General features: G+C 71.8%; 18 protein-coding genes, 4 tRNA genes, 1 other RNA gene and 1 pseudogene. 11 read left to right on the forward strand and 13 right to left on the reverse strand.

Going from position 1 to position 21,609, the window contains the following annotated elements:
- Nucleotides 1-327: 327 nt before the first annotated feature.
- Genes purL through purS form a run of 3 tightly spaced genes read right to left on the reverse strand, consistent with a single transcriptional unit; the run spans nt 328 to nt 3,505 of the window.
- Nucleotides 328-2,577 (reverse strand): phosphoribosylformylglycinamidine synthase subunit PurL, encoded by a 2,250-nt coding sequence (gene purL, locus ACZ499_RS00245; protein WP_468670582.1) that lies wholly within the window; start codon nt 2,575-2,577, stop codon nt 328-330.
- The gene (gene purQ / locus ACZ499_RS00250; protein WP_468412406.1) at nt 2,577-3,257 is read right to left on the reverse strand and encodes a phosphoribosylformylglycinamidine synthase subunit PurQ; all 681 of its coding nucleotides are present in this window, start codon (nt 3,255-3,257) and stop codon (nt 2,577-2,579) included. Before purQ ends, purL begins: the two co-directional genes overlap by 1 nt.
- Nucleotides 3,254-3,505, reverse strand: coding sequence for a phosphoribosylformylglycinamidine synthase subunit PurS (purS, locus tag ACZ499_RS00255; protein ID WP_067162360.1), 252 nt, complete (start codon nt 3,503-3,505; stop codon nt 3,254-3,256). The genes purQ and purS overlap by 4 nt, the downstream gene beginning before the upstream one ends.
- 331 nt (nt 3,506-3,836) lie before the next feature.
- Between purS and ACZ499_RS00260 the strand changes: the two genes are divergently transcribed.
- From ACZ499_RS00260 to ACZ499_RS00295, 8 genes are all read left to right on the forward strand, one after another.
- Complete coding sequence (locus ACZ499_RS00260; RefSeq protein ID WP_385549511.1) at nt 3,837-4,154, forward strand: histone-like nucleoid-structuring protein Lsr2; 318 nt, start codon at nt 3,837-3,839, stop codon at nt 4,152-4,154.
- 137 nt (nt 4,155-4,291) lie between these two features.
- A tRNA-Gly gene (locus tag ACZ499_RS00265) sits at nt 4,292-4,363 on the forward strand.
- Nucleotides 4,364-4,441: 78 nt separating this feature from the next.
- Nucleotides 4,442-4,514: transfer RNA gene (locus ACZ499_RS00270), tRNA-Gly, on the forward strand.
- A 133-nt stretch (nt 4,515-4,647) separates the two neighbouring features.
- Nucleotides 4,648-5,571: an ABC transporter ATP-binding protein gene (locus tag ACZ499_RS00275; RefSeq protein ID WP_468670586.1), complete on the forward strand. Its 924-nt coding sequence runs from the start codon at nt 4,648-4,650 to the stop codon at nt 5,569-5,571.
- Complete coding sequence (locus ACZ499_RS00280; RefSeq protein WP_468670589.1) at nt 5,568-6,374, forward strand: ABC transporter permease; 807 nt, start codon at nt 5,568-5,570, stop codon at nt 6,372-6,374. Before ACZ499_RS00275 ends, ACZ499_RS00280 begins: the two co-directional genes overlap by 4 nt.
- A 16-nt stretch (nt 6,375-6,390) precedes the next feature.
- A complete protein-coding gene (locus tag ACZ499_RS00285) occupies nt 6,391-7,641 on the forward strand; it encodes a sensor histidine kinase (RefSeq protein ID WP_468670590.1) in 1,251 nt (416 codons plus the stop codon).
- Entirely contained in the window at nt 7,638-8,321 is a 684-nt protein-coding gene (locus ACZ499_RS00290) for a response regulator (protein ID WP_468412397.1), read from the forward strand. The genes ACZ499_RS00285 and ACZ499_RS00290 overlap by 4 nt, the downstream gene beginning before the upstream one ends.
- A 22-nt stretch (nt 8,322-8,343) precedes the next feature.
- A tRNA-Gly gene (locus ACZ499_RS00295) sits at nt 8,344-8,416 on the forward strand.
- Nucleotides 8,417-8,467: 51 nt separating this feature from the next.
- On the opposite strand, the gene ACZ499_RS00300 is transcribed toward ACZ499_RS00295, so the two are convergent.
- The 6 genes from ACZ499_RS00300 to ffs form a co-directional block, all read right to left on the reverse strand.
- On the reverse strand, nt 8,468-9,379 hold the full coding sequence (locus tag ACZ499_RS00300; protein WP_468412395.1) for a phosphoribosylaminoimidazolesuccinocarboxamide synthase: 912 nt from the start codon (nt 9,377-9,379) through the stop codon (nt 8,468-8,470).
- Nucleotides 9,380-9,721: 342 nt separating this feature from the next.
- Nucleotides 9,722-11,185: a N,N-dimethylformamidase beta subunit family domain-containing protein gene (locus ACZ499_RS00305; protein WP_468412393.1), complete on the reverse strand. Its 1,464-nt coding sequence runs from the start codon at nt 11,183-11,185 to the stop codon at nt 9,722-9,724.
- 329 nt (nt 11,186-11,514) lie between these two features.
- Nucleotides 11,515-13,152, reverse strand: coding sequence for a hypothetical protein (locus ACZ499_RS00310; RefSeq protein ID WP_468670593.1), 1,638 nt, complete (start codon nt 13,150-13,152; stop codon nt 11,515-11,517).
- Nucleotides 13,153-13,459: 307 nt separating this feature from the next.
- Complete coding sequence (purD, locus tag ACZ499_RS00315; protein ID WP_385825446.1) at nt 13,460-14,716, reverse strand: phosphoribosylamine--glycine ligase; 1,257 nt, start codon at nt 14,714-14,716, stop codon at nt 13,460-13,462.
- Nucleotides 14,717-14,777: 61 nt separating this feature from the next.
- Complete coding sequence (locus ACZ499_RS00320; RefSeq protein WP_468670596.1) at nt 14,778-17,078, reverse strand: DNA polymerase III subunit gamma and tau; 2,301 nt, start codon at nt 17,076-17,078, stop codon at nt 14,778-14,780.
- A 143-nt stretch (nt 17,079-17,221) separates the two neighbouring features.
- Nucleotides 17,222-17,320, reverse strand: an RNA gene (gene ffs / locus ACZ499_RS00325) — signal recognition particle sRNA small type.
- 71 nt (nt 17,321-17,391) lie between these two features.
- On the opposite strand from ffs, the gene ACZ499_RS00330 reads away from it, so the two are divergent.
- From ACZ499_RS00330 to ACZ499_RS00340, 3 genes are all read left to right on the forward strand, one after another.
- Nucleotides 17,392-17,479: transfer RNA gene (locus ACZ499_RS00330), tRNA-Ser, on the forward strand.
- Nucleotides 17,480-18,245: 766 nt separating this feature from the next.
- Nucleotides 18,246-18,461: a type II toxin-antitoxin system VapB family antitoxin gene (locus ACZ499_RS00335; protein WP_053725891.1), complete on the forward strand. Its 216-nt coding sequence runs from the start codon at nt 18,246-18,248 to the stop codon at nt 18,459-18,461.
- Nucleotides 18,458-18,880, forward strand: a complete 423-nt coding sequence (locus tag ACZ499_RS00340; protein WP_468670598.1) for a PIN domain-containing protein — start codon at nt 18,458-18,460, stop codon at nt 18,878-18,880. The genes ACZ499_RS00335 and ACZ499_RS00340 overlap by 4 nt, the downstream gene beginning before the upstream one ends.
- Before the next feature lie 501 nt (nt 18,881-19,381).
- Here ACZ499_RS00340 and ACZ499_RS00345 read toward each other — a convergent pair.
- From ACZ499_RS00345 to ACZ499_RS00360, 4 genes and pseudogenes are all read right to left on the reverse strand, one after another.
- Nucleotides 19,382-19,489: pseudogene (locus ACZ499_RS00345) on the reverse strand (DNA-binding protein); the annotation flags it as partial.
- Entirely contained in the window at nt 19,486-19,770 is a 285-nt protein-coding gene (locus ACZ499_RS00350; protein ID WP_468670600.1) for a hypothetical protein, read from the reverse strand. The gene ACZ499_RS00350 and the pseudogene ACZ499_RS00345, both read right to left, overlap by 4 nt.
- Nucleotides 19,767-21,095, reverse strand: a complete 1,329-nt coding sequence (locus ACZ499_RS00355) for an ATP-grasp domain-containing protein (RefSeq protein ID WP_468670602.1) — start codon at nt 21,093-21,095, stop codon at nt 19,767-19,769. Before ACZ499_RS00355 ends, ACZ499_RS00350 begins: the two co-directional genes overlap by 4 nt.
- A gap of 33 nt (nt 21,096-21,128) precedes the next feature.
- Entirely contained in the window at nt 21,129-21,584 is a 456-nt protein-coding gene (locus ACZ499_RS00360; RefSeq protein WP_468670606.1) for a pyridoxamine 5'-phosphate oxidase family protein, read from the reverse strand.
- Nucleotides 21,585-21,609 lie beyond the last annotated feature (25 nt).

Consider the following 21,609-nt stretch of genomic DNA (forward strand, 5'->3'; position numbering starts at 1 on the left):
GGGCTGGTCGCACAGTTCCCCGCGCCCCTGAAGTGCCTGGTTACGCCGTGGTTCGTCTGCGAGCCGTCGTCGGCTGAGCGCGCAGTTCCCCGCGCCCCCAGGTACTCAGGGGCGCGGGGAACTGTGCGAGCGGCCACGCACGGCCCGCGGACGAACCGGGGGCCCGGGGGCGCAGCCGCCGGGAAGGGGCGCGGGGAAGTGCGCGACCATCCCCCACCCACCCGCAGACAGGCAAGGAGGTCCGGGGGCGCAGCCCCCGGGCAGAAAAGCTCCCCGCACCCTTCCCCAACCCCCGGAGGGTTTGGGGAAGGGGCGGGGAGGGGCCGACTACGCCAGCAGCGCCGGGATCGTCGCCTCGTGGGTCTCCCGCAGCTCCGCAAGCGGCACGCTGAACTCGCCCTGGACCTCCACCGACTCGCCGTCGACGACGCCGATCCGGGTCGCCGGCAGGCCCCGCGCCCCGCACATGTCCGTGAAGCGGAGCTCCTCGCTGCGCGGGACCGCCACGATCGCGCGGCCCGCCGACTCGCTGAACAGGAACGTGAAGGCGGACAGCCCGTCCGGGACGACCAGGCGCGCGCCGTGACCGCCACGCAGGCAGGACTCGACCACGGCCTGGACCAGACCGCCGTCGGACAGGTCGTGCGCCGCGTCGATCATGCCGTCGCGCGAGCCGGAGATGAGGATCTCGCCGAGGAGCTTCTCCCGGTCCAGGTCCACCCGCGGCGGCAGCCCGCCCAGGTGTTCGTGGATCACCTGGGACCACGCCGAGCCGCCGAACTCCTCCCGCGTGTCGCCCAGGAGGTACAGCAGCTGCCCCTCCTGCGCGAACGCGATCGGCGTACGGCGGTTCACGTCGTCGATCACACCGAGGACGGCGACGACCGGCGTCGGGTGGATCGCCGTGTCACCGGTCTGGTTGTAGAGCGAGACGTTGCCGCCGGTCACCGGGGTGCCGAGCTGGAGGCAGCCGTCGGCCAGACCGCGCGTGGCCTCGGCGAACTGCCACATCACGTCCGGGTCCTCGGGCGAGCCGAAGTTCAGGCAGTCGGAGATGGCGAGGGGCTTCGCGCCGGAGGCCGCCACGTTGCGGTACGCCTCCGCCAGCGCCAGCTGCGCACCCGTGTACGGGTCGAGCTTCGCGTACCGGCCGTTGCCGTCCGTCGCCATCGCGACCCCGAGGTTCGACTCCTCGTCGATGCGGACCATGCCCGCGTCCTCGGGCTGCGCCAGGACCGTGTTGCCCTGCACGAACCGGTCGTACTGGTCCGTGATCCAGGACTTGGAGGCCTGGTTGGGGGAGCCGACCAGCTTCAGGACCTGCGCGCGCAGCTCCTCGCCGGACTGCGGCCGCGGCAGCTTGCCCGCGTCGTCGGCCTGGAGCGCGTCCTGCCAGGAGGGGCGGGCGTACGGACGCTCGTACACCGGGCCCTCGTGGGCCACGGTCCGCGGCGGTACGTCCACGATCTGCTCGCCGTGCCAGAAGATCTCCAGGCGCTCGCCGTCCGTCACTTCACCGATGACGGTGGCGATGACGTCCCACTTCTCGCAGATCTCCATGAACCGCTCGACGTACCGCGGCTCGACGACCGCGCACATCCGCTCCTGCGACTCGCTCATGAGGATCTCCTCGGGCGAGAGCGTCGCGTCGCGCAGCGGGACCGTCTCCAGGTCCACGCGCATACCGCCCGAGCCCGCCGAAGCCAGCTCGGAGGTCGCGCAGGACAGGCCCGCGCCACCCAGGTCCTGGATCCCCGCGACCAGCTTCTCCTTGAAGATCTCCAGGGTGCACTCGATGAGGAGCTTCTCCTGGAAGGGGTCGCCGACCTGGACCGCCGGACGCTTGGCCGGACCGGTCGACTCGAAGGTCTCCGAGGCCAGGACCGACACACCGCCGATGCCGTCGCCACCCGTACGGGCGCCGTACAGGATCACCTTGTTGCCGGGGCCGGACGCCTTCGCGAGGTGGATGTCCTCGTGCTTCATCACGCCGATGCACCCGGCGTTGACCAGCGGGTTGCCCTGGTAGCACTCGTCGAAGACGACCTCGCCGCCGATGTTCGGCAGGCCGAGGCAGTTGCCGTAGCCGCCGATGCCCGCGACCACGCCCGGCAGGACGCGCTTGGTGTCGGGGTGCTCGGCCGCGCCGAAGCGCAGCGGGTCGACGACCGCGACCGGGCGGGCGCCCATCGCCAGGATGTCGCGGACGATGCCGCCGACACCGGTGGCCGCGCCCTGGTAGGGCTCGATGTACGAGGGGTGGTTGTGGGACTCCACCTTGAAGGTGACCGCGTAGCCCTGGCCGACGTCGACGACGCCCGCGTTCTCGCCGATGCCGACGAGCATCGCGTCGTTCTCGGGGACCTTCTCGCCGAACTGGCGCAGGTGGACCTTGCTGCTCTTGTACGAGCAGTGCTCCGACCACATCACGGAGTACATGGCGAGCTCGGCGCCGGTGGGGCGGCGGCCCAGGATCTCGCGGATCCGGGCGTACTCGTCCTCCTTGAGGCCGAGCTCCTTCCAGGGCTGCTCGACGTCGGGCGTCCCGGTGGCGTGCTTGACGGTGTCGAGGCTCATCAGGCGTTGACCAGCTTCTTGAGGATCGAGGTGAAGAAACCGAGGCCGTCGGTGCGGCCGGTGCCGACCAGCGGCTCCACGGCGTGCTCGGGGTGCGGCATCAGGCCGACGACGTTGCCGGCGGCGTTGGTGATGCCCGCGATGTCGCGCAGCGACCCGTTGGGGTTGAAGTCCCTGTACCGGAACGCGACGCGTCCCTCGGCCTCAAGCTCGTCCAGCGTGCGCTCGTCGGCCACGTACCGGCCGTCCATGTTCTTGAGCGGGATCTGGATCTCCTGCCCGGCCGTGTAGTCGGCCGTCCAGGCGGTCTCGCTCGTCTCCACCCGCAGCTTCTGCTCGCGGCAGATGAAGTGCAGGTGGTTGTTGCGGAGCATGGCGCCCGGCAGCAGGTGCGACTCGGTCAGGATCTGAAAGCCGTTGCAGATGCCGAGGACCGGCATCCCGGCCTTCGCCTGCTCGATGATCGTCTCCATCACCGGCGAGAAGCGGGAGATGGCTCCGGCCCGCAGATAGTCGCCGTAGGAGAAGCCGCCGGCCAGGACGACCGCGTCGACCTGCTTGAGGTCCTTGTCGCGGTGCCACAGCGACACCGGCTCGGCACCCGCGATCCGCACGGCCCGCAGGCTGTCGCGGTCGTCGAGCGTCCCGGGGAAGGTGACGACACCGATGCGAGCAGTCACTTGGACTCCTCGACCTTCACGGTGAAGTCCTCGATGACGGTGTTGGCGAGGAACGTTTCAGCCATCTCGTGGATGCGGGCGAGGGCGGCCTCGTCGAGGGGCCCTTCCACATCGAGCTCGAAACGCTTCCCCTGGCGGACATCCGCGATCCCCTCGAAGCCGAGACGGGGCAGTGCGCGCTGCACCGCCTGTCCCTGCGGGTCGAGGATCTCCGGCTTGAGCATGACGTCGACTACGACGCGTGCCACTGGCACTCCCGTGGTGGTGTGGTGCGAAGGCGGTTCCCTCAGAGTACCCGGCCGGAAAATCTACGCGAGTAGATATCGGAGGTGTCCGATCACGTTCCGGTTTCGGCCGCGACAACACGTGGGAAAAATCCCGGGAAAAACGGTCCATGCGCATTGCGGTCGGACACGCGGATGCAATTGGCTGGGCTTCACAATGCAATGCCTGTCGCTGTACAAAGGTTTCTCAGGGGAAACCCGAGAGAAACAGCATTGCTCCAAAACTGCCGGAAGGCCGGGATCGCCGCACGTCAGACACGTGGGAACGGCGGACCGTAGGAAGGAACCGATATCCGTGGCTCAACGCGTAGTGGTCACGCTCTCCGACGACCTGGACGGCGGAGAAGCGGCGGAAACGGTCACGTTCGGCCTGGACGGGAAGGCCTACGAGATCGACCTCAATCCCGCCAATGCAAAGAAACTGCGCAAGGCCCTCGCCCCGTTCGTCGAGGCGGGCCGCAAGCAGTCGAAGTCCGGGAAGGCGTTCCGGCACACGGCCGTCGCCCCCGACCCGGCGGCGGTCCGCGCCTGGGCCCGGTCGAACCAGATGGAGGTGCCCGCGCGCGGCCGCATCCCCAAGAAGGTCTACGAGGCGTTCGGCGCGGCGGTCTGAGGGCGCCCGAGGACGAGCGGTTGCCGGGGCCCCGGACTGACGGCCCCGGCAACCGAGTTGCATTGCACCCGGGGTGATCAGCTAGAGTCTGGAGCACGCCGAGGGGCGAGGCCGGAAGGCCGAGTCCCCAGCAGCGTGCGGGTGTAGTTCAGTAGTAGAACATCCCCCTTCCAGGGGGAAGGCGCAGTGTGCAATTCCTGTCACCCGCTCTGCATCGCTTACCGACCACAGTTGTGGATCAGGTACAGTGGTGTTCGCACCGCCGGTGAGAGCCAGGCGGCAGCAATGCGGACGTGGCTCAGTTGGTAGAGCATCACCTTGCCAAGGTGAGGGTCGCGAGTTCGAATCTCGTCGTCCGCTCAGGAAGCAAAGGCCCCGGTCATCACGACCGGGGCCTTTGTCGTTTCCCCAGGCGAGCGCTGCTGACATTTGTCATCCCGACCCGTGACACGCCGCACTGCCCCCGGCCCCGATCCGGCGGAACGCTGGACGCATGCCAGATGTGATCGAGGTCGAGGAGCTGCGGCGCACTTACGCCGGGGGCTTCGAGGCCGTTCGTGGAATCTCCTTCTCCGTGGCGCGCGGCGAGCTCTTCGCGCTGCTCGGCACCAACGGCGCGGGCAAGACGTCCACCGTCGAACTGCTCGAAGGCCTCGCCCCGCCGAGCGCCGGATCCGTCCGGGTGCTCGGCCACGACCCGTACACCGAGCGCGCCGCCGTACGCCCCCGCACCGGGGTGATGCTCCAGGAGGGCGGCTTCCCGTCCGAGCTGACGGTGGCCGAAACCGTACGGATGTGGGCGGGATGTACGAGTGGTGCCCGGCCGGTGGGCGAGGCGCTGGAGCTCGTCGGGCTCGCCCGGCGCGCGGACGTACGCGTCAAGCAGCTGTCCGGCGGCGAGAAGCGGCGGCTCGATCTCGCCCTCGCCCTGCTCGCCCGGCCCGAGGTGCTCTTCCTCGACGAGCCGACCACCGGTCTGGACGCCGAGGGCCGCCACACCACCTGGGAGCTGGTCCGCGAACTGCGGGACGCGGGCACCACCGTGCTGCTGACCACCCACTACCTGGAGGAGGCCGAGGCGCTCGCCGAGCGGCTCGCGATCCTCCACGAGGGGCGCATCGCCGCCGCCGGGCGCGTGGACGAGGTGGTCGCCGCCCAGCCCTCGCACCTCTCCTTCGAGCTGCCCGAGGGCTACCACCTGGGCGACCTCCCGCCGCTCGCCCTGCTCGGGGTCTCCAGCCACGAGACCGAGGGCCGGACCGTACGGCTGAAGACCACCGCGCTCCAGCACGCCGCCACCGAGCTGCTGCTGTGGGCCCGGGACGGCCGCGTCGAACTGCGCGGCCTCGACATCCGGGCCGCGTCCCTCGAAGAAGCCTTCCTGCAGATCGCCCGGGAACAGGAGCCGACCCGATGAGCGCCACGGCCGTCGAACCACGCGTCGGGACGCCCTCGCCCGGCACCCCCGCCTCCCGGATGAAGGCGCTCGCCCGCGCCGAACTCACCCTGCTCGGCCGCAACAAGGCGGCGATGTTCACCGCGCTCGTGCTGCCCGCGATGCTCACCTTCTCCATGAGCTCGGCCGCACGCGGAATGGACCTGAAGGACACCGGGCTGACCGTCGGCACGGTCCTGCTGCCGGGCTCGCTCGGCTACGTGCTGCTCTTCGCCGTCTACTCGGCCCTCGTCGGCGTCTTCGTCGTACGCCGTGAGGAGCTCGTCCTGAAGCGGCTGCGCACCGGCGAGCTGCGGGACCGCGAGATCCTCGCCGGTGCCGCGCTCCCGCCGGTGGCGCTGGCGCTCGTGCAGTGCGTGCTGCTGGCGGCCGGCTGCACCGTCGTGATGGACATGGCCGCGCCCCGCGCGGTGTGGCTCGCGGTGGCCGGACTCGCCCTGGGAGCCGCCCTGATGTGCGTCCTGGCGGCGGCGACCGCGGCCTTCACCCGTTCCGCGGAGGCCGCGCAGATCTCGGTGATGCCGATGCTGCTCCTGTCGATGGTGGGCTCCGGCATGGTCGTACCGGTGGACCTCATGCCCGACGCGATGGCGTCGGTCTGCGAACTGCTGCCGCTCTCCCCGGCGATCGCCCTGATCAGGGGCGGCTGGACCGGCGCGCTCGACACCGGCGAGGTGCTCGGCCTGGTCGCCACGGCGGTGGCCTGGATGCTGCTCGGCGTGTTTGCTGTACGCAAGTGGTTCCGCTGGGAACCACGGCGCTGACACAGGGGGATGACGGGTGCTCGGTCGGATACGCCGGATCGGCGGCTGGCGGCGGCGCTGGCAGGCGCGCAGCAGGATCCAGAAGATGGACCTGTACACGCGCAACACCATGAAGACGATGCTCTGGTTCTTCCTGCTGACCTGGGGCGGCCTCCCGCTGCTCGCGGCCGGCCCCCGGAGCGCGCTGGTCACCTCGCTCGGCGTGGCACTGCTCGTGCTGAACATCGCGCAGTGCGTCGTCGGCACCCGCCGGATCGGCCCGGCCTACGACGACTACCTCGGCCACGGCGCCTTCCCCCGGCGGCTGCTCGCGGCCCCGGTGGTGCTGCTCGGCGTCGGCACCGCGCTGCTCGCGGCGCTCACCGCCACGGACTCGCGCAGCGTCTTCCCGCTGCTCCTCACCGACCTGCCGATCGCGCTGATGATCCCGTACGCCCTGCTGGTCCCGGCCCGCACCTTCCTGCTGCACTGCCTGGGGTACGCGGCCGCGGTCGTCGCCTCCTTCGCGGCGGCCGGGGTCCGGGGCATGGAGCTGGTCGCGCCGCTGCCGATGGTGGTGGCGACGGGTGCGCTGATGCTGATCACTGTCCGGCCCGGCGCCTGGGGGCTGCGGAACATGTGGCAGGCCGAGGAGGCCAAGGACGTCCAGGCGCGGCTCGCCGTCGCCGAGGAACGGCTGCGCTTCGGGCGGGACATGCACGACGTCCTGGGCCGCAACCTCGCGGTGATCGCCCTCAAGAGCGAGCTCGCCGTGCAGTTGGCCGAGCGCGGACGGCCCGAGGCGGTGGCCCAGATGATCGAGGTCCAGCGCATCGCGCGGGAGTCGCAGCGAGAGGTACGGGAAGTGGTGCGCGGATACCGCGAGGCGGACCTGGCCGTCGAACTCGACGGCGCCCGGGGCGTGTTGGAGGCCGCCGGGATCGACTGCGCGGTCACGGGCGCGGCGGCCGGGCTCCCCGCCGGGGTGCAGTCGGCGCTCGGCTGGGTGGTGCGCGAGGCCACCACCAATGTGCTGCGGCACGGGAACGCGCGCAGATGTGCGATCCGGCTCGCGGCCGACGGCCCGGCCGTCACCCTGGTCGTGGAGAACGACGGCGTCCCCGACCGAGCCCCCGCCGCCCCCGGCTCGGGCCTGGCGGGTCTGCGCGAACGGCTCGCCCCGATGGGCGGCGCCCTGGAGGCGGCCCGCACGGGCGAGCGCTTCCTGCTGACGGTGACCGTGCCGCTGCACAGCGCCGCGGAACTGGCCGAGGAGCTGACCGTATGACGACGTCCGACCCGGCAGCGGCGTCCGGAGCCGGGGCGGATTCCGGGGACGCGCAGGCACGCGGACCGGCGGCGCCCCTGCGCGTCCTGCTCGCCGACGACGAGCATCTGATCCGGGGCGCGCTCGCCGCGCTGCTCGGCCTCGAAGACGATCTGACCGTGGTCGCGGAGGCCGCGTCCGGGCCCGAGGCGCTGGCGATGGCGCGGGCGCACCGGCCCGATGTGGCCGTGCTGGACCTGGAGATGCCGGGGGCGGACGGTGTGAGTGTCGCCACATCCCTGCGGGCCGAGCTGCCCGGCTGCCGCACCATGATCGTGACGAGCCACGGGCGGCCCGGCCACCTCAAGCGGGCACTCGCGGCCGGGGTGCGCGGTTTCGTACCGAAGACCGTGAGCGCCCGCACACTCGCCGAGATCATCCGGTCCGTACACGCGGGAAACCGCTATGTGGACCCGGAGTTGGCGGCGGACGCGATCTCCGCCGGGGACTCTCCGCTGACCGCTCGCGAGGCGCAGGTGCTTGAGCTGGCGGCGGACGGGGCGCCCGTCGCGGAGATCGCGGAGCGCGCCGGACTCTCCCCGGGAACGGTCCGGAACTACCTCTCCTCGGCCGCCACGAAACTCGGTGCCGAGAACCGTCATACGGCCGTGCGTCTCGCACGCCGCCGCGGATGGGTATAGTTAGCTGCGCGCTACGGCGCATGCGGACGTGGCTCAGTTGGTAGAGCATCACCTTGCCAAGGTGAGGGTCGCGAGTTCGAATCTCGTCGTCCGCTCAGCGAAAGAAGCCCCCGGTCGGATCTCCGACCGGGGGCTTCTTCTTGTGCTCAGCTCCAGCTGGTGCCGGTCAGCTGCTCGTACGCCTCCAGGTACTTGGCCCGGGTGGCGTCCACGACGTCCTGCGGCAGCGGGGGCGGCGGCTGCTCGCCGTGGCGGTCCCAGCCGGACGCGGCGGAGGTCAGCCAGTCGCGCACGTACTGCTTGTCGTACGACGGCTGTGCGCGGCCGGGCTCCCAGGTCTCGGCGGGCCAGAAGCGCGAGGAGTCGGGCGTGAGGACCTCGTCGGCCAGGACGAGCCGGTCCTCGCCGTCGACGGTCTCGAAGCCGAACTCGAACTTGGTGTCCGCGAGGACGATGCCCCGGTCGCGGGCGATGTCGCGGGCGCGGCCGTAGACGGCGAGGGTCGTCTGGCGCAGCAGCGCGGCGGTCTCCGCGCCGACCTGGCGGGCGACCTCCTCGTACGAGACGTTCTCGTCGTGGTCGCCGACGGCGGCCTTGGTGGCGGGCGTGAAGATCGGCGCGGGCAGCTCGGAGCCGTTGCTGAGCCCCTCGGGCAGGGCGAGCCCGCAGACCGTACGGGACTCGTCGTACTCGACGAGTCCGGAGCCGGTGAGGTAGCCGCGCGCCACGCACTCGACCGGGACCATCCGCAGCGACTTGCAGATGAGCGTGCGCCCGGCCCAGTCGGCGGGGGCGCCGTCGGGGAGCTCGGTGGAGAGCACGTGGTGGGGGACGAGGTCGGCCAGCCGGTCGAACCACCACAGCGAGAGCTGGGTGAGCACCCTGCCCTTGTCGGGGATCTCGGTCGGCAGCACCCAGTCGTACGCGGACATCCGGTCGCTGGCGACCATCACCAGGTCACCGGCCTCGTTCTGGTAGAGGTCGCGCACCTTGCCCGTGTGGAGGTGGGTGAGGCCCGGAACCTGAATCGGCTCGGGCTTTTCTACAAATCCGGACACGGTTCCTCCGCGTAGATTGATCCAGGAGCGCTTCCGATTCTCTCGCACGCGACGGGTACCCCGTGACAGGGGCTCGTCGCGGCCGCTGGGGCCTGTCCGGCGGATCTGGTCGCCCGCGAGGTGCCTGCGCCTTTCGGTCCCGGTGAGCGGGGTCCTGGTGCGTCCAGCCGCAAGGCGGACGAGGGCGTCGACGCGACGAGGGTCCCCCCTGCTCGAACGAAGTCGAGAGCTTGGGGGAGTCGGCAGCCGACGACAACGCCGCTGGGGCCCCCTTGGCCCTTAAGGCCTTGGGGGAGGGCGTGCCACGACCCCGCGTCCCAGACAGGATCCGCCGGACAGGCCCTAGTCCCTTTTGCAGATGCGGTCGAGGAGGTTGGCGGTGGCGCGCTGGATGCGGGGGTCGGTGTGGCCGGGCCGGTCGAGCGCCGGGGACCAGGCGAAGGTGCCGGAGGCGAAGACGAGCGCGCCGGAGGGGGCCCGGTAGAGGGAGGTCTCCTGGTGCCGGACGGCCCCCTCGCTGTCGCGGTACGGCGAGTGGGCGAGCAGGATGCGGTCCTGGTGCTCGGGGAGCGCGGTGCGCGGGAAGTAACGATCGGCCTCGCCCGCCACCAGCCCGTCGATCTCGTCCCCCTCGCCCGCGCCGGTGGCCTCCCAGAGCCAGTGACCCGCGTTCCGCACGACCAGCGGGGACGGCTCGGGCACCCGCCCCGCGTACTGGATCCCCAGCAACTGCTGCTCGGGACGGGCGACTTCGCGCCACAGCGCGGGCTTCCCCGGCCCGCGCCGCTTGCGGCAGGTCAGCAGCCGGTCGGCGACTCCGGACGGCGAGGGCGCGAGTTCGACCTGCCAGTACAGCGTGTTGGCGGAGAGGAACACCAGCGAGGTGCCGTGCTCCCGGGCGAGCTCGACGGTGCGGCGCATGGGGGCCGACCAGTACTCGTCGTGGCCGGGGAAGACGAGCCCCCGGTAGCGGGTGGGGTCGATGCGCCCGGCGTGCAGATCGCGGGTGTCGGCGTACGCGAGGTCGTATCCGTACCGCTCGGCCCACCGGATGAAGTCGTACGCGTGCCCGACGTGCAGCGGCAGCCCCGCGCCGGCATAGGGCCGGTCGAAGGACACCGTGATGGCGGCGTCCTCCTCGCCGAGCAGCCGCCCGTCCCCGTCCCAGGCGTGGTAGAGCGAGGCGCCGGTGCGGCCGTCCTCGGGGAAGAGGTTGTAGGCCTGCCAGGTGATGTCGGGCAGCAGGAGCAGCAGATCGGCCGGATGGCTGTCGCGCACGGTGAACGGGATGTGCGACCGGTACCCGTCGGCGGTGGTGAGCACGGCCACGTACGCGCCGATCGAGGCGTGCGACGGGACCTGGTACCGCCACGAGAGCCACCAGTGGTGGCAGGAGACTGTCCGGTTGGCGGCGAGCGGTGCGGGCTGCACGATCCCGGCGAGCCGGGGACTGGTGGAGACATGGGCGGCACCATCGCCCCCGTAGTGCCCGATCCGATAAATGTCGACCGAAAACTGCTGCGGCGGATCGACGGTGATATGAAAATCGATCGCCTCACCGGGCGCGACGGCCCCGGTGGAGGCGAACCCCTTGATCTGCTTCCGTACGTCGTCGGCGGTACGGGGCCCGGAGGCGCTGCCGGTGCCGGGCCGGGCGGGCTCGACGTACCAGGGCACCACGTGCCCGGTGTCGTCGAAGTAGTGCTCCCCACCACGCAGCCAGGGCAACGGCCCCTGTCCGAAGGGATCGGAGACGGCGTGCGCGAGCGCCCCCGACTCCCACCGCCGGATCTGCTCCGCCCCCATACCGCTCCCCTCCCCACTCCCCCGACACCGCCGGTCAGCGGTCGGTCCCCAGCACATCACATAACGCATGCACTCCGTCACTGTTCGTCGTGAATTGACTCGATACGGAAGAGATGGCTCCGTTTAGGGGGGCGGGAGGGGGCCGGGCTTTGGCAACCCACACCACCCTGCGCCGAGGTCCCGGGCGGAGCCCCGAGGGGGCGCAGGCCCCGCCAGGGGGCGCAGGGGGGAGCCCCCTGCACCGAGGGTCCGGGGGCGTAGCTCCCGGGAACCCACCCCCACCCACCCCGCAGGGTTTAGGGAAGGGGCGGGGAGGGGCCGAACCCCCGTCAAACCAGCCGCACCGGCTTCTCCGCCCGCACTCCCACCCCCACCAACCACCGCCGAAGCGGCTCCGCATCCGCCTCCTCCAGCAACGCGAGCACCCGGGAAGCCAGATCCCCCTTCCGCTCCCCGTCCACCAGCAGCGCCGGCCCGTCCAGCCAGTCGAGCCCCGGCGCCGCCCCCGCCGTGTCGACCGCCGCGCAGCACACCATCGCCGTGACATGGTCGGCCAGCAGTTCCCGCCCCGTCCGCGGCGGCTGGAGCGGGAAGAGCGGGACCGAGTCGCCCCACACGTCCGCCGAAGGCGGGGGCGGACCCGCCGCCTCCTCGACGGCCACGGCCACCTCGATGCCCGCGGCCAGCGCCTCCCCGTCCTGCCCGGCGAGGTGCTCAAGGACCCGCGCCAGCGTCGGGGCGACGGGCTCCGCACCCGGCCGCGGCCCCATCCCGTCGAGCACGCGGTGCAGCCGGGCCGCCTCCGCACGCCACTTCCGGTCGACGACTTCCTCCGGATAGTGCTGCCAGTCCACCGGCGACCAGTCGGGCCCGGGCTCGGCCGGGCCGCCGTGGAACAGCCGGGCGGCGAGCAGCGAGGCCGCCTCATCGGCCGCCCCCGGCTCTTCGAGCAGGTCGCACGCGGGCCGCTCTCCGAGCCGGGACGCGAACCCCTCGGCCAGTCGGTCCCGCCGCGACAGTTCGGTCAGCGCCGAGACCACCCCGGCGTCGAGCCGGGAGGGCCAGCGCCCCATCCGCCAGGCGGGCAGCGCGACCCGGGTGAGCAGCCGGTCCCAGCCCGCGTAGGCGAGCCCGACCTGCTCCTGGGCGACGATCCGCAGCCCGTAGTCGACGGTCTGGGCCCGCTCGGAGGCCGCGGCCGCGACCCCCCGTTCCATCTCGGCGGCGTGCGACCGGCAGCCGCGCAGCAGCAGCCGCGCGACCGGGCCGACGAAGCCGAGCACCAGCCGCGCCCCCCGGCCCGCGCCGGGCCCGCTGGTCACGGCGACGGCCGCGTCCAGGCCCCGTACGAAACGGCGGGCCGAGGCTATGTCGGGCTGCGCGGACGGCCCGGTGCCGGCCACCACGGGCGCCAGGATGGCCCGCAGCTCACCGACCCTCATCCACCACAGGAACGGCGACCCGATGACGAGGACGGGCGCGGCGTCGGTGCGGCGCCGCACTCCCGGTATGCCCAGCGGGCCGTGGCCCAGCCGCGTCCGTACGGAATGGGCCGGGTGGGTGCGGTCCTCCAGCCAGCTGTCGCAGTCCGGGGTGAGCGCTATGGCCGAGGGCGCGGGCACGTCGAGCCGGTCGGCCAGGTCCCTCACCAGCCGGTACAGATCCGGCGCCGAGGACTCGGCCAGCTCGACCGTCGGAGAGAGCGCGGGTCTCGCCCGTACGATCACGGCCGTGACCGCGGCGGCGGCCAGCAGCATCACGGCCGCCGCGCCCGTCACCGCCCAGCGGGCCGTGTCCCAGCCGCGCCCGTCGATCCGGCCCTGCACGTCCGCGACGAGCAGCACGACGGCGACGGCCGCCGGCAGCAGAGCGAAGGCCAGCGCCCGGCTGCGTACCCGCAGCACTGCCAGCGCCCGCGAGCGCGCAGACCGCGCGCCCGCCTCACCACCCATCCCGGAACCGGACACGGCCGGACGTCACCCCCTCTGCCCTGCGTCGGCGTTGCTCACTCCCCCACTGTGGCACCCCCCACTGACATCGCAATGCCGGTGACCCAAGTGCCGGACCGCTCCCGCCGCACCCTAGTTGTGCCCCCGCCACCCGTCATCCGGATGGCCCACCCGTCACTCGATGGAATGGCTTTGGGGTGGGGTTGGGTGGGGGTTGGGTGGGGGTTCCAGGGGGCCGGACGCAGCCGCCGAGCCCAAAAGGTCCGGGGCGCGGCCCCGACGAGGCCGCGCCCCGGACCAGGGCACCCGGGGCAGACGCCCCGCGTCACACCTGCGCGTCCGCCGCCTTCCGGGCGATGTCCGTACGGTGCTGCGCCCCGTCGAGCCGGATGCGTCCGACTGCCGCATACGCCCGCTCGCGGGCCTGCGCCAAGTCCGCCCCGGTCGCGGTGACCGAAAGAACCCGTCCGCCCGCGCTGACCACCGCGTCGCCGTCCCGCCGCGTCCCCGCGTGCAGGACGTACGCGTGCGGCGCGTCCTGGGCCGCGACCTCGTCGAGCCCGTCGATCGGGTCGCCCGTCCGGGGCGTACCGGGGTAGTTGTGCGACGCCACGACGACCGTGACCGCGGCGTCGTCGCGCCAGGCCAGCGTCGGCTGTACGTCCAGCGTCCCGTTGGCCGAGTGCAGCAGTACGCCCGCGAGCGGCGTCTTCAGCCGCGCCAGGACGACCTGCGTCTCGGGGTCGCCGAAGCGGGCGTTGAACTCGATGACGCGCACGCCGCGCGAAGTGATCGCGAGGCCCGCGTACAGCAGCCCGGAGAACGGGGTGCCGCGGCGCCGCAGTTCGTCGACCGTCGGCTGGAGCACGCTCGCCATGACCTCGTCGACGAGCTTGGGGTCGGCCCACGGCAGCGGCGAGTACGCGCCCATGCCACCGGTGTTGGGGCCCTCGTCGCCGTCGAGCGCGCGCTTGAAGTCCTGCGCGGGCTGCAGCGGCAGCACGGTCACGCCGTCCGTGATCGCGAAGAGCGAGACCTCGGGGCCGTCGAGGAACTCCTCGATGACCACACGGTCGCAGGCCAGCGCGTGCGCGCGGGCCTCTTCGACGTCCTCGGTGACGACGACGCCCTTGCCGGCCGCGAGACCGTCGTCCTTGACGACGTACGGGGCGCCGAACGCGTCCAGCGCCTCGTCGATCTCGGCCGGGGTGGTGCACACATAGCTGCGGGCCGTCGGCACGCCGGCGGCGGCCATCACGTCCTTGGCGAAGGCCTTGGAGCCCTCCAGCCGCGCCGCCTCGCCCGAGGGGCCGAAGCAGGGGATGCCCACGGCCCGTACGGCGTCGGCCACCCCGGCGACCAGCGGCGCCTCGGGCCCGACGACGACCAGGTCGCTGTGGAGCGAGGCCGCGAGGCGGGCGACCGCCTCGCCGTCCAGCTGGTCCACGGGGTGGAGTTCGGCGACCTCCGCGATCCCGGCGTTGCCGGGGGCGCAGTGCAGCGCCGTCACGTCGGGGTCGAGGGACAGGGAACGGCACAGGGCGTGCTCGCGGGCGCCGCCGCCGATGACAAGGACCTTCACGGCAGCCAGCCTAGCCGGAGTGGCGGATTCTCCCTCGTACGGGTCACCGAACCCCGTACCGCTACTCGTTCGTATATTCCTCCACCACCGTCGCACCGAGCTCGCGGACGATGAGGTCGTGGCCGGAGAGCGCGTTGTCCACGAGGTCCGGGTCGTCGTCCTCCGGAACGTCGTCCTCCGGGCGCACCGGCGGCGGCTCCTGCGCCACGGGGGGCGCCTGCCTGACCGGGGCGGAGGCCTGCGGCGGCTGCTGCACGGGGGCGGGCGCGACCTGGGGCGCGGGGGCGGCCGGGGACTGAGGGCGGGAGGCGCCGCCACTTTGAGCGGCGTAGCCGCCGGGGTTGCCGGAGCCGCCGCCGCCGAAGTTGGCCGCCGCGGCCGGGGGCTGGGAGCCGCCGGACGGGTCGATGATCGCCTCGACCTTCCACTGCACCCCGAAGCGCTCGCCGAGCACCCCGCGCAGCACTTCCTCGCTGCCGCTGCTCGCGAAGTTGTCCCGGGCGCCCGCGTTGATGAACCCGAGCTGCAGGGTGGTGCCGTCGAATCCGGCCACCTGCGCGTTCTGACTCAGCAGGATCCAGGTGAAGCGCCGCTTGTTCTTCACGGCCTCCAGGATGTCCGGCCACATGTTCCGTACGTGGACGGCGCTGCCGGGGTTCGCGGCGGGGGCGGCGGGAGCCGCAGCCGGGGCCGGGGGCTGCGCGGCCGGGGCGGGCCGGCCCGGGGTGGAGGCGGAGGGCCAGGCTCCGGTGCCGCCGGAGGCGGGGGCGGCGGGGGTGGAGGTTGCGGGGGTGGAAGTTGCGGGGGTGGAGTCGGTGGGGGCGGCGCTCCCGGAACCGGAACCTCCGGCACCCGGCCAGGCGCCGGGCCGCTGGGCAGCGCCGCCCTGACCGCCACCTTGACCGCCTCCGGCGCCACCGGGAGCGGCGGCACCGGGCCAGGCGCCCGGGGCGGGGGCCTGCGAGACGGGCTCGGGGGCGGGTGCGGGCGGGGCCTGGACCGGCGGGGCGACGGGGGCGGCCGGGGCGGGCGCCTGGGGCGTGGGTGGGGCCACCGGGGCGGCGGCACCGCGCGCGGCGGACCGGGCGGCCTCGGGACCGTGTCCAGGGCCGTTCGAGGCGACTGTGGGGGGCATGGGCGGGTGGGCCTCGGCCCCCGGCACGTACCCCATCGCGGGCCCGGTCCCCGCGCCCGGCTGGAAGTGGGCGCCGCGCTCCAGCCGGTCGAGCCGGGCACGGACCGAGCGCTCGTCGTCGTAAGCGGCGGGCAGCAGCACGCGCGCGCAGATCAGCTCCAGCTGGAGCCGGGGCGAGGTGGCGCCCCGCATCTCGGTCAGCCCGGTGTTGACGAGGTCGGCGGCCCGGCTGAGCTCGGCGGCGCCGAACACGGACGCCTGGGCCTGCATGCGCTCGACGACGTCGACGGGCGCGTCGATGAGCCCCTTCTCCCCGGCGTCCGGGACGGCGGCGAGGATGACGAGGTCCCGCAGCCGTTCCAGGAGGTCGGCGACGAAGCGGCGGGGGTCGTTGCCGCCCTCGATCACCCGGTCGACGACCTCGAAGGCGGCGGCGCCGTCACCGGAGGCGAACGCGTCCACCACGGAGTCGAGCAGCGACCCGTCCGTGTAGCCGAGGAGGGAGGTGGCCATGGCGTACGTCACACCGTCTTCGGCGGCGCCGGCGAGGAGCTGGTCCATGACGGACATCGAGTCACGCACGGACCCGGCCCCGGCGCGCACGACGAGCGGCAGCACGCCGTCCTCGACGGGAATGCCCTCCCGCCCGCAGACCTCGCCCAGGTACTCCCGCAGGGTGCCGGGGGGAACGAGCCGGAAGGGGTAGTGATGGGTCCGCGACCGGATCGTCCCGATGACCTTCTCGGGCTCGGTCGTGGCGAAGATGAACTTGAGGTGCTCCGGCGGCTCCTCGACGACCTTCAGCAGGGCGTTGAAGCCCGCCGAGGTGACCATGTGGGCCTCGTCGATGATGTAGATCTTGTACCGGCTGCTTGCGGGGCCGAAGAAGGCCTTCTCGCGCAGCTCACGGGCGTCGTCCACACCACCGTGCGACGCGGCGTCGATCTCGATGACGTCGATGGACCCGGGCCCGTTACGAGCGAGGTCCCGGCACGACTGGCACTCGCCGCACGGAGTCGGCGTCGGCCCCTGCTCACAGTTCAGGCACCGGGCGAGGATCCGCGCACTGGTGGTCTTCCCACAGCCGCGCGGCCCGCTGAACAGGTACGCGTGATTGACCCGGTTGTTCCGCAGCGCCTGCTGCAGCGGGTCGGTGACATGCTCCTGCCCGATGACCTCGGCGAAGGACTCCGGGCGGTAGCGGCGGTACAGCGCAAGGGACGACACACCTACGAGGTTATCGGGGCGGACTGACAACCGAGCCCGCGTCGCCGTCCGCGGGGGCGGCCGGGCGGGCCACCCGCACCGGTCCGCCACCCACCGGGCCGACCTGGCGCGGCCCGAACCCCGGGCCGATGTGGCGCTCCGCAAACGAAAGCGCCCCCCACGCACCCGCCAGAGCCGACCTACCCTTGCTGCCTTCCGGCCCTGGGGGAGTTCAGTCAGATAGCGCCACGTGAGGGGCTCCGCACAGGGTACCCGATCCCCGACCGGGGGACGAGTTCGCGAGCACCCCTCAGCGTCTTGTATTGTTTGCGGCGGAGGATTCGCCTAGTGGCCTAGGGCGCACGCTTGGAAAGCGTGTTGGGGGCAACCCCTCACGAGTTCGAATCTCGTATCCTCCGCCAGTGCCTCACCGGGCACGATGTCGATGGGCCCCACCGCTTGCGGTGGGGCCCATCGACGTTCGTGGTTGAACTTCTGATGCCGGCCGGTGACACACCCACCTCCCCAGGCGCAGGCACACCGATCGGTCAGTGCTCAACCCGAACGCGTACAGCAGGCAGCCCACTCGGCGGGAACAGCACGTGGCCGCACTTCGTTCGACTCATGAGTCCGCAGGCTCCACATGCCGTCGCCCAATGTCTTCCCGGTAGACGCGGTCAGCGCGGGCAGGCCGCGAGCGCGCGGGAGTCAGCCGAGCCCGGCCAAGCCGTCGCACACCGCGGGCGGGGTGAAGTCTGCGGCTCGACTGCCAGGTCAGCCGCGCGGCCTTCTGCCTTGTCCGCCACGGCGGCCCGGACTTCGGTACTGACCGCCGTCCCGGCACTCGCATTGGGCCCGGTTGTCGCGAGGTGGAAACGCCCTCCCACCTCTCAACAAATTCTGAACCGTGCGCCACGCCCGAATCACCTCGGCGAGCTCTGCAAGAAACCTCCGGACTTGCACCAGCAGGCACCTCGCAAGCCTCCCGGCCGCCACAAGGACCCCTGCCGCGATGGCGATCCACCGCACATGGCACCTCCATGCCTTCGCCTGTCGTCATGCTCGCCACCTCGAAGATCGAAGTCAGCAGCTGGCTGGACGCTTTTTGTGACCTTCGAAAGCCCCTACGCAAGGGGCATCACGCGAGATATACTCAGCATGCGAGTTGATATCAAAGGAGGTGTCTGAATGAGTCGGACCGTGATCGACCTCGACGACGAACTGCTTGCCGACGTGGCCCAGGCCCTCGGCACCAGCACCAAGAAGGAAACCGTCAACACCGCCCTCCGCGAGGTGCTGGAGAACCGCCGCCGGGCACTGGCCCTCACTCGCCTCCGCGCGGCAGCCGACGAAGGCGCTTTCGACCTGGATCTGCTCGACGACAAGCGGAACTACCGCCGGTGAGCCCGGCCCAGTTCCTGATCGACACCAGCGCGCTCGCACGCTTTATGCGCCCTGACGCGGAACAGTACGGCTGGGACCAGGCCGCTGCGGCAGGGCTCATCGCGACCTGCCCCATCACCGAGCTGGAGTTTTTCTACAGCACCCGGTCCGCTAAGGACCGGGCGAAAGGCATCGAGGACATGCGGCTGCTGTTCAGCTGGGTTCCGGTCGATGATCGTGCGTACGACCGTGCCTGGCAGGTCCAGGAAGTCCTCACCAAGCGCGGGCAGCACCGGAGCGCGGGCCCCGTCGACCTCGTCGTGGCTGCAACAGCAGAGCTCCAAGGGCTGACGCTGCTGCACCGCGATCGGGACTTCGAATGCATCGCGGCTGTCACCGGGCAGGCACTCCAGTGGTACGGGCCTGAGCCCGGCAAGTAGAGACCCCTGGTTGCAGTTCTGGTTGCATTCATCGGCGTACAGCACCGTTCAGAAGCCCCACCCACCCCAGCTGCGCCTCAGGTCAGAACGCTCCCGTACGCTCCCACACCCCCGGACGAACATTTGGAAACCGTGTTGGGGGCACCCTCACGAGTTCGAATCTCGTATCCTCCGCCAGTGCCTCACCGGGCCCATCGACGTTTGCCGCCTGAAGGGCCGCTGTGACCCGGTCGACATCTGATCACCGATACCGACCGCTGCGGATCGCCCTCGGCGGGGGGCGAAGGCGGCCGGCGAACCCGCTGGCGTGTACGCCACCCGGCTGCCCCTGATGACGATTCGAGCTGTTTCGCATTTCTGGCACCCGATGTCATGACAGCCAGTAGTTTTTCCGTGACACGAGACAGGTCGACCACAGGCGCCCACCTCTGGTGACCGGCAGCCTCAAGGAGCCGATGACACCGTGACCGGGACTTCGAGTGCATTGCAGCAGTCACCGGTCATGCCGCGCTTGCGGGCCTCTGCGATCAGGGCGATCACCGGCTCGTGGTCGTCGACGAGCTTCGAGAGGCCCTCGCAGTCGAGGACGAGAGTGCCCCCCTGACTCAGCTTGCGGCGGGCCGCTGGCCCTCCTCGGTGAACACCTCGTCGAAGACCAGCCGGGCCCGTTCCTGCTCCTGCTCTGAGACAGGGCCCTTGCGACGTTCGTAGTCAGCCAGATACTCGTCCAGGATCTGGCCACGCAGCTCGCGCTCGACTGCAGCCGCGATGAAGGCGGAGAACTCGCGCTTGCCCACCCGCTGCCTGATGGCTTCAGCCGTCCCCTCAGGGAGCGAAAGACTCACCCTGGTCGCCGGTCCCTCACCGATGTTGTACGGAGTCTCAGTCACCCCTTGGGATTATCAAATGAGTAGGAATCCTGCGGGTCCAACCGTTGGACCTCCTCCCCCTCCTCAATGTCATAGAACCCCTCCCGCTCCCACCCCCGAATCGTCGCGTGGTCCCGTTCCACCACCCTCGGGTCCTCGTGGATCAGGTAGACGGCGCCGGGACGGGTGAAGAGGTCGGTGGTGCGGGGGATGTAGGCGCCCGCCTTGGGGGCGGGGGCCAGGAGGCTGTGGAAGGACGGCAGGGTGTGGAGCGGGGTCCAGTCGAGGTCGCGGCGGAGGCGGCCGCTGCGGGGGCAGATGAAGCTGACGCCGCGGGCCACGCGCTGGGGCGGGGGCGTCGGGGGGCCGCCGCGGGCGTACAGGTCGGGGTCGAGCAGGGCGTGGACCGTCTCCGTCACCGGGTTGCGGCCCGTCGCCCGGGTGATCGCCGAGAGGTCCGCCGTGCCCTGGAGGCGCGCGGCCGTCTCCACCAGGCGGGGGCCCGACGGGGTCGCGATGACCTCCGTGTGGGACGGGCCCCAGGTGTTGCCCACCGCGGTGAGGACCTCTCGTACGTAGGCAAGAACGGCGGCGGATTCCTGCGACCGGGGGTTCAGGAGTTCCGTGTAGTCGTATACCGGTGACGTCCCCACCACCGTCTTCACCGATCGCCAGATCTCCAGCACCGTGTGGTGGCCCGCCGCGCTCACGCAGTTGACCATGTACTCGTCGCCCCGCAGATACTCCTGGACCAGGACCGTCTCGTTGCGCTCGCCGTAGATCGACTCGCTGCCCAGGAGCTTTCCGGCCGCGCTCGCCGTCTCGTCCGGGTCGGCGCAGAAGAGCACGCCGTCGGTGCCGCCGCTGCGCAGGGGTTTGACGATGGCCGGGGCGCCGCCGTGGAGCAGCGCCACCGCCCGGGCCTCCTCCGGTGTGGTGACCGCCGCGTGCCACGCCCCGGCGACCCCGGCCGCCACGAGCGCGCGCTGCATCTCCTGTTTGTCGCGGCGGGCCGCCGACGTCGCCGGGTCGTTGTGCCGGGGCAGGCCGAGCGCGGCCGCCAGGCGGTCGGCCAGGGCCACGCCCGAGTCCGTGCCCGCGATCACCCAGCCCACCCGGTGCGGGCGCAGCGCCCCGAGCAGGGCCGCCAGGTCGCCCTCGTACGCGTAACAGGCCTCGTACGTCTCCGGTGCGAACGTGCGCAGATGGGCCGTCGAGCGCTCCGCCCGGTTCTCCACGTGCACCGCGCCGATCCCGTACGCCGTGAAGGCCGGGGCCAGCAGCGCGCCCGTGGAGTGGCCGTCCACCACCACCGCCACCTGGTCGTTGATCCTCTGGATCGGCATCCTCGTGCTCCCCCTTGTCAGTCTGCGGGCCTCTCAGGCCAGCCAGGCGCCGTCCTTCATCAGCGTGCGGCCCGCCAGTTCGTTCGCCTCGCGCCACGCCTGGACGCGCTGCGGCGCGACGCGGAAGTACAGGTACTCCTGCTTCTCCTCGCGCGGGTCGAAGCCGGTCCTCACGGCGAACGCGTCCGCCGACTCCGGCTCCAGCGCGCCCTCTTCGGCCGGTACGGCGGTGCCCTCGACCAGCACCACGTCCCGGGTCGCGCCGAAGGCCAGCCGTACGGCGGCGTTCGCCACGAGGTTGCGGCTCGTCGGTGCCGTACGGACCGTCGAGATCAGGAACGTAGTGCCGTCCCAGAGGAACGAGAGGGGGACGAGGTAGGGCGTGCCGTCCGCCGAGGCCGTCGACACCCAGGTGTCGACGTCGTTCTCGAAGCGCTCGCGGGTGTCCTTGATCCGCTCGTCGAGCGTGCGCGCTGCTGGAGGAGTCATGGTCATGAACCTAACCCAGCCCCTT

The organism is Streptomyces sp. NPDC031265 (assembly GCF_055570295.1).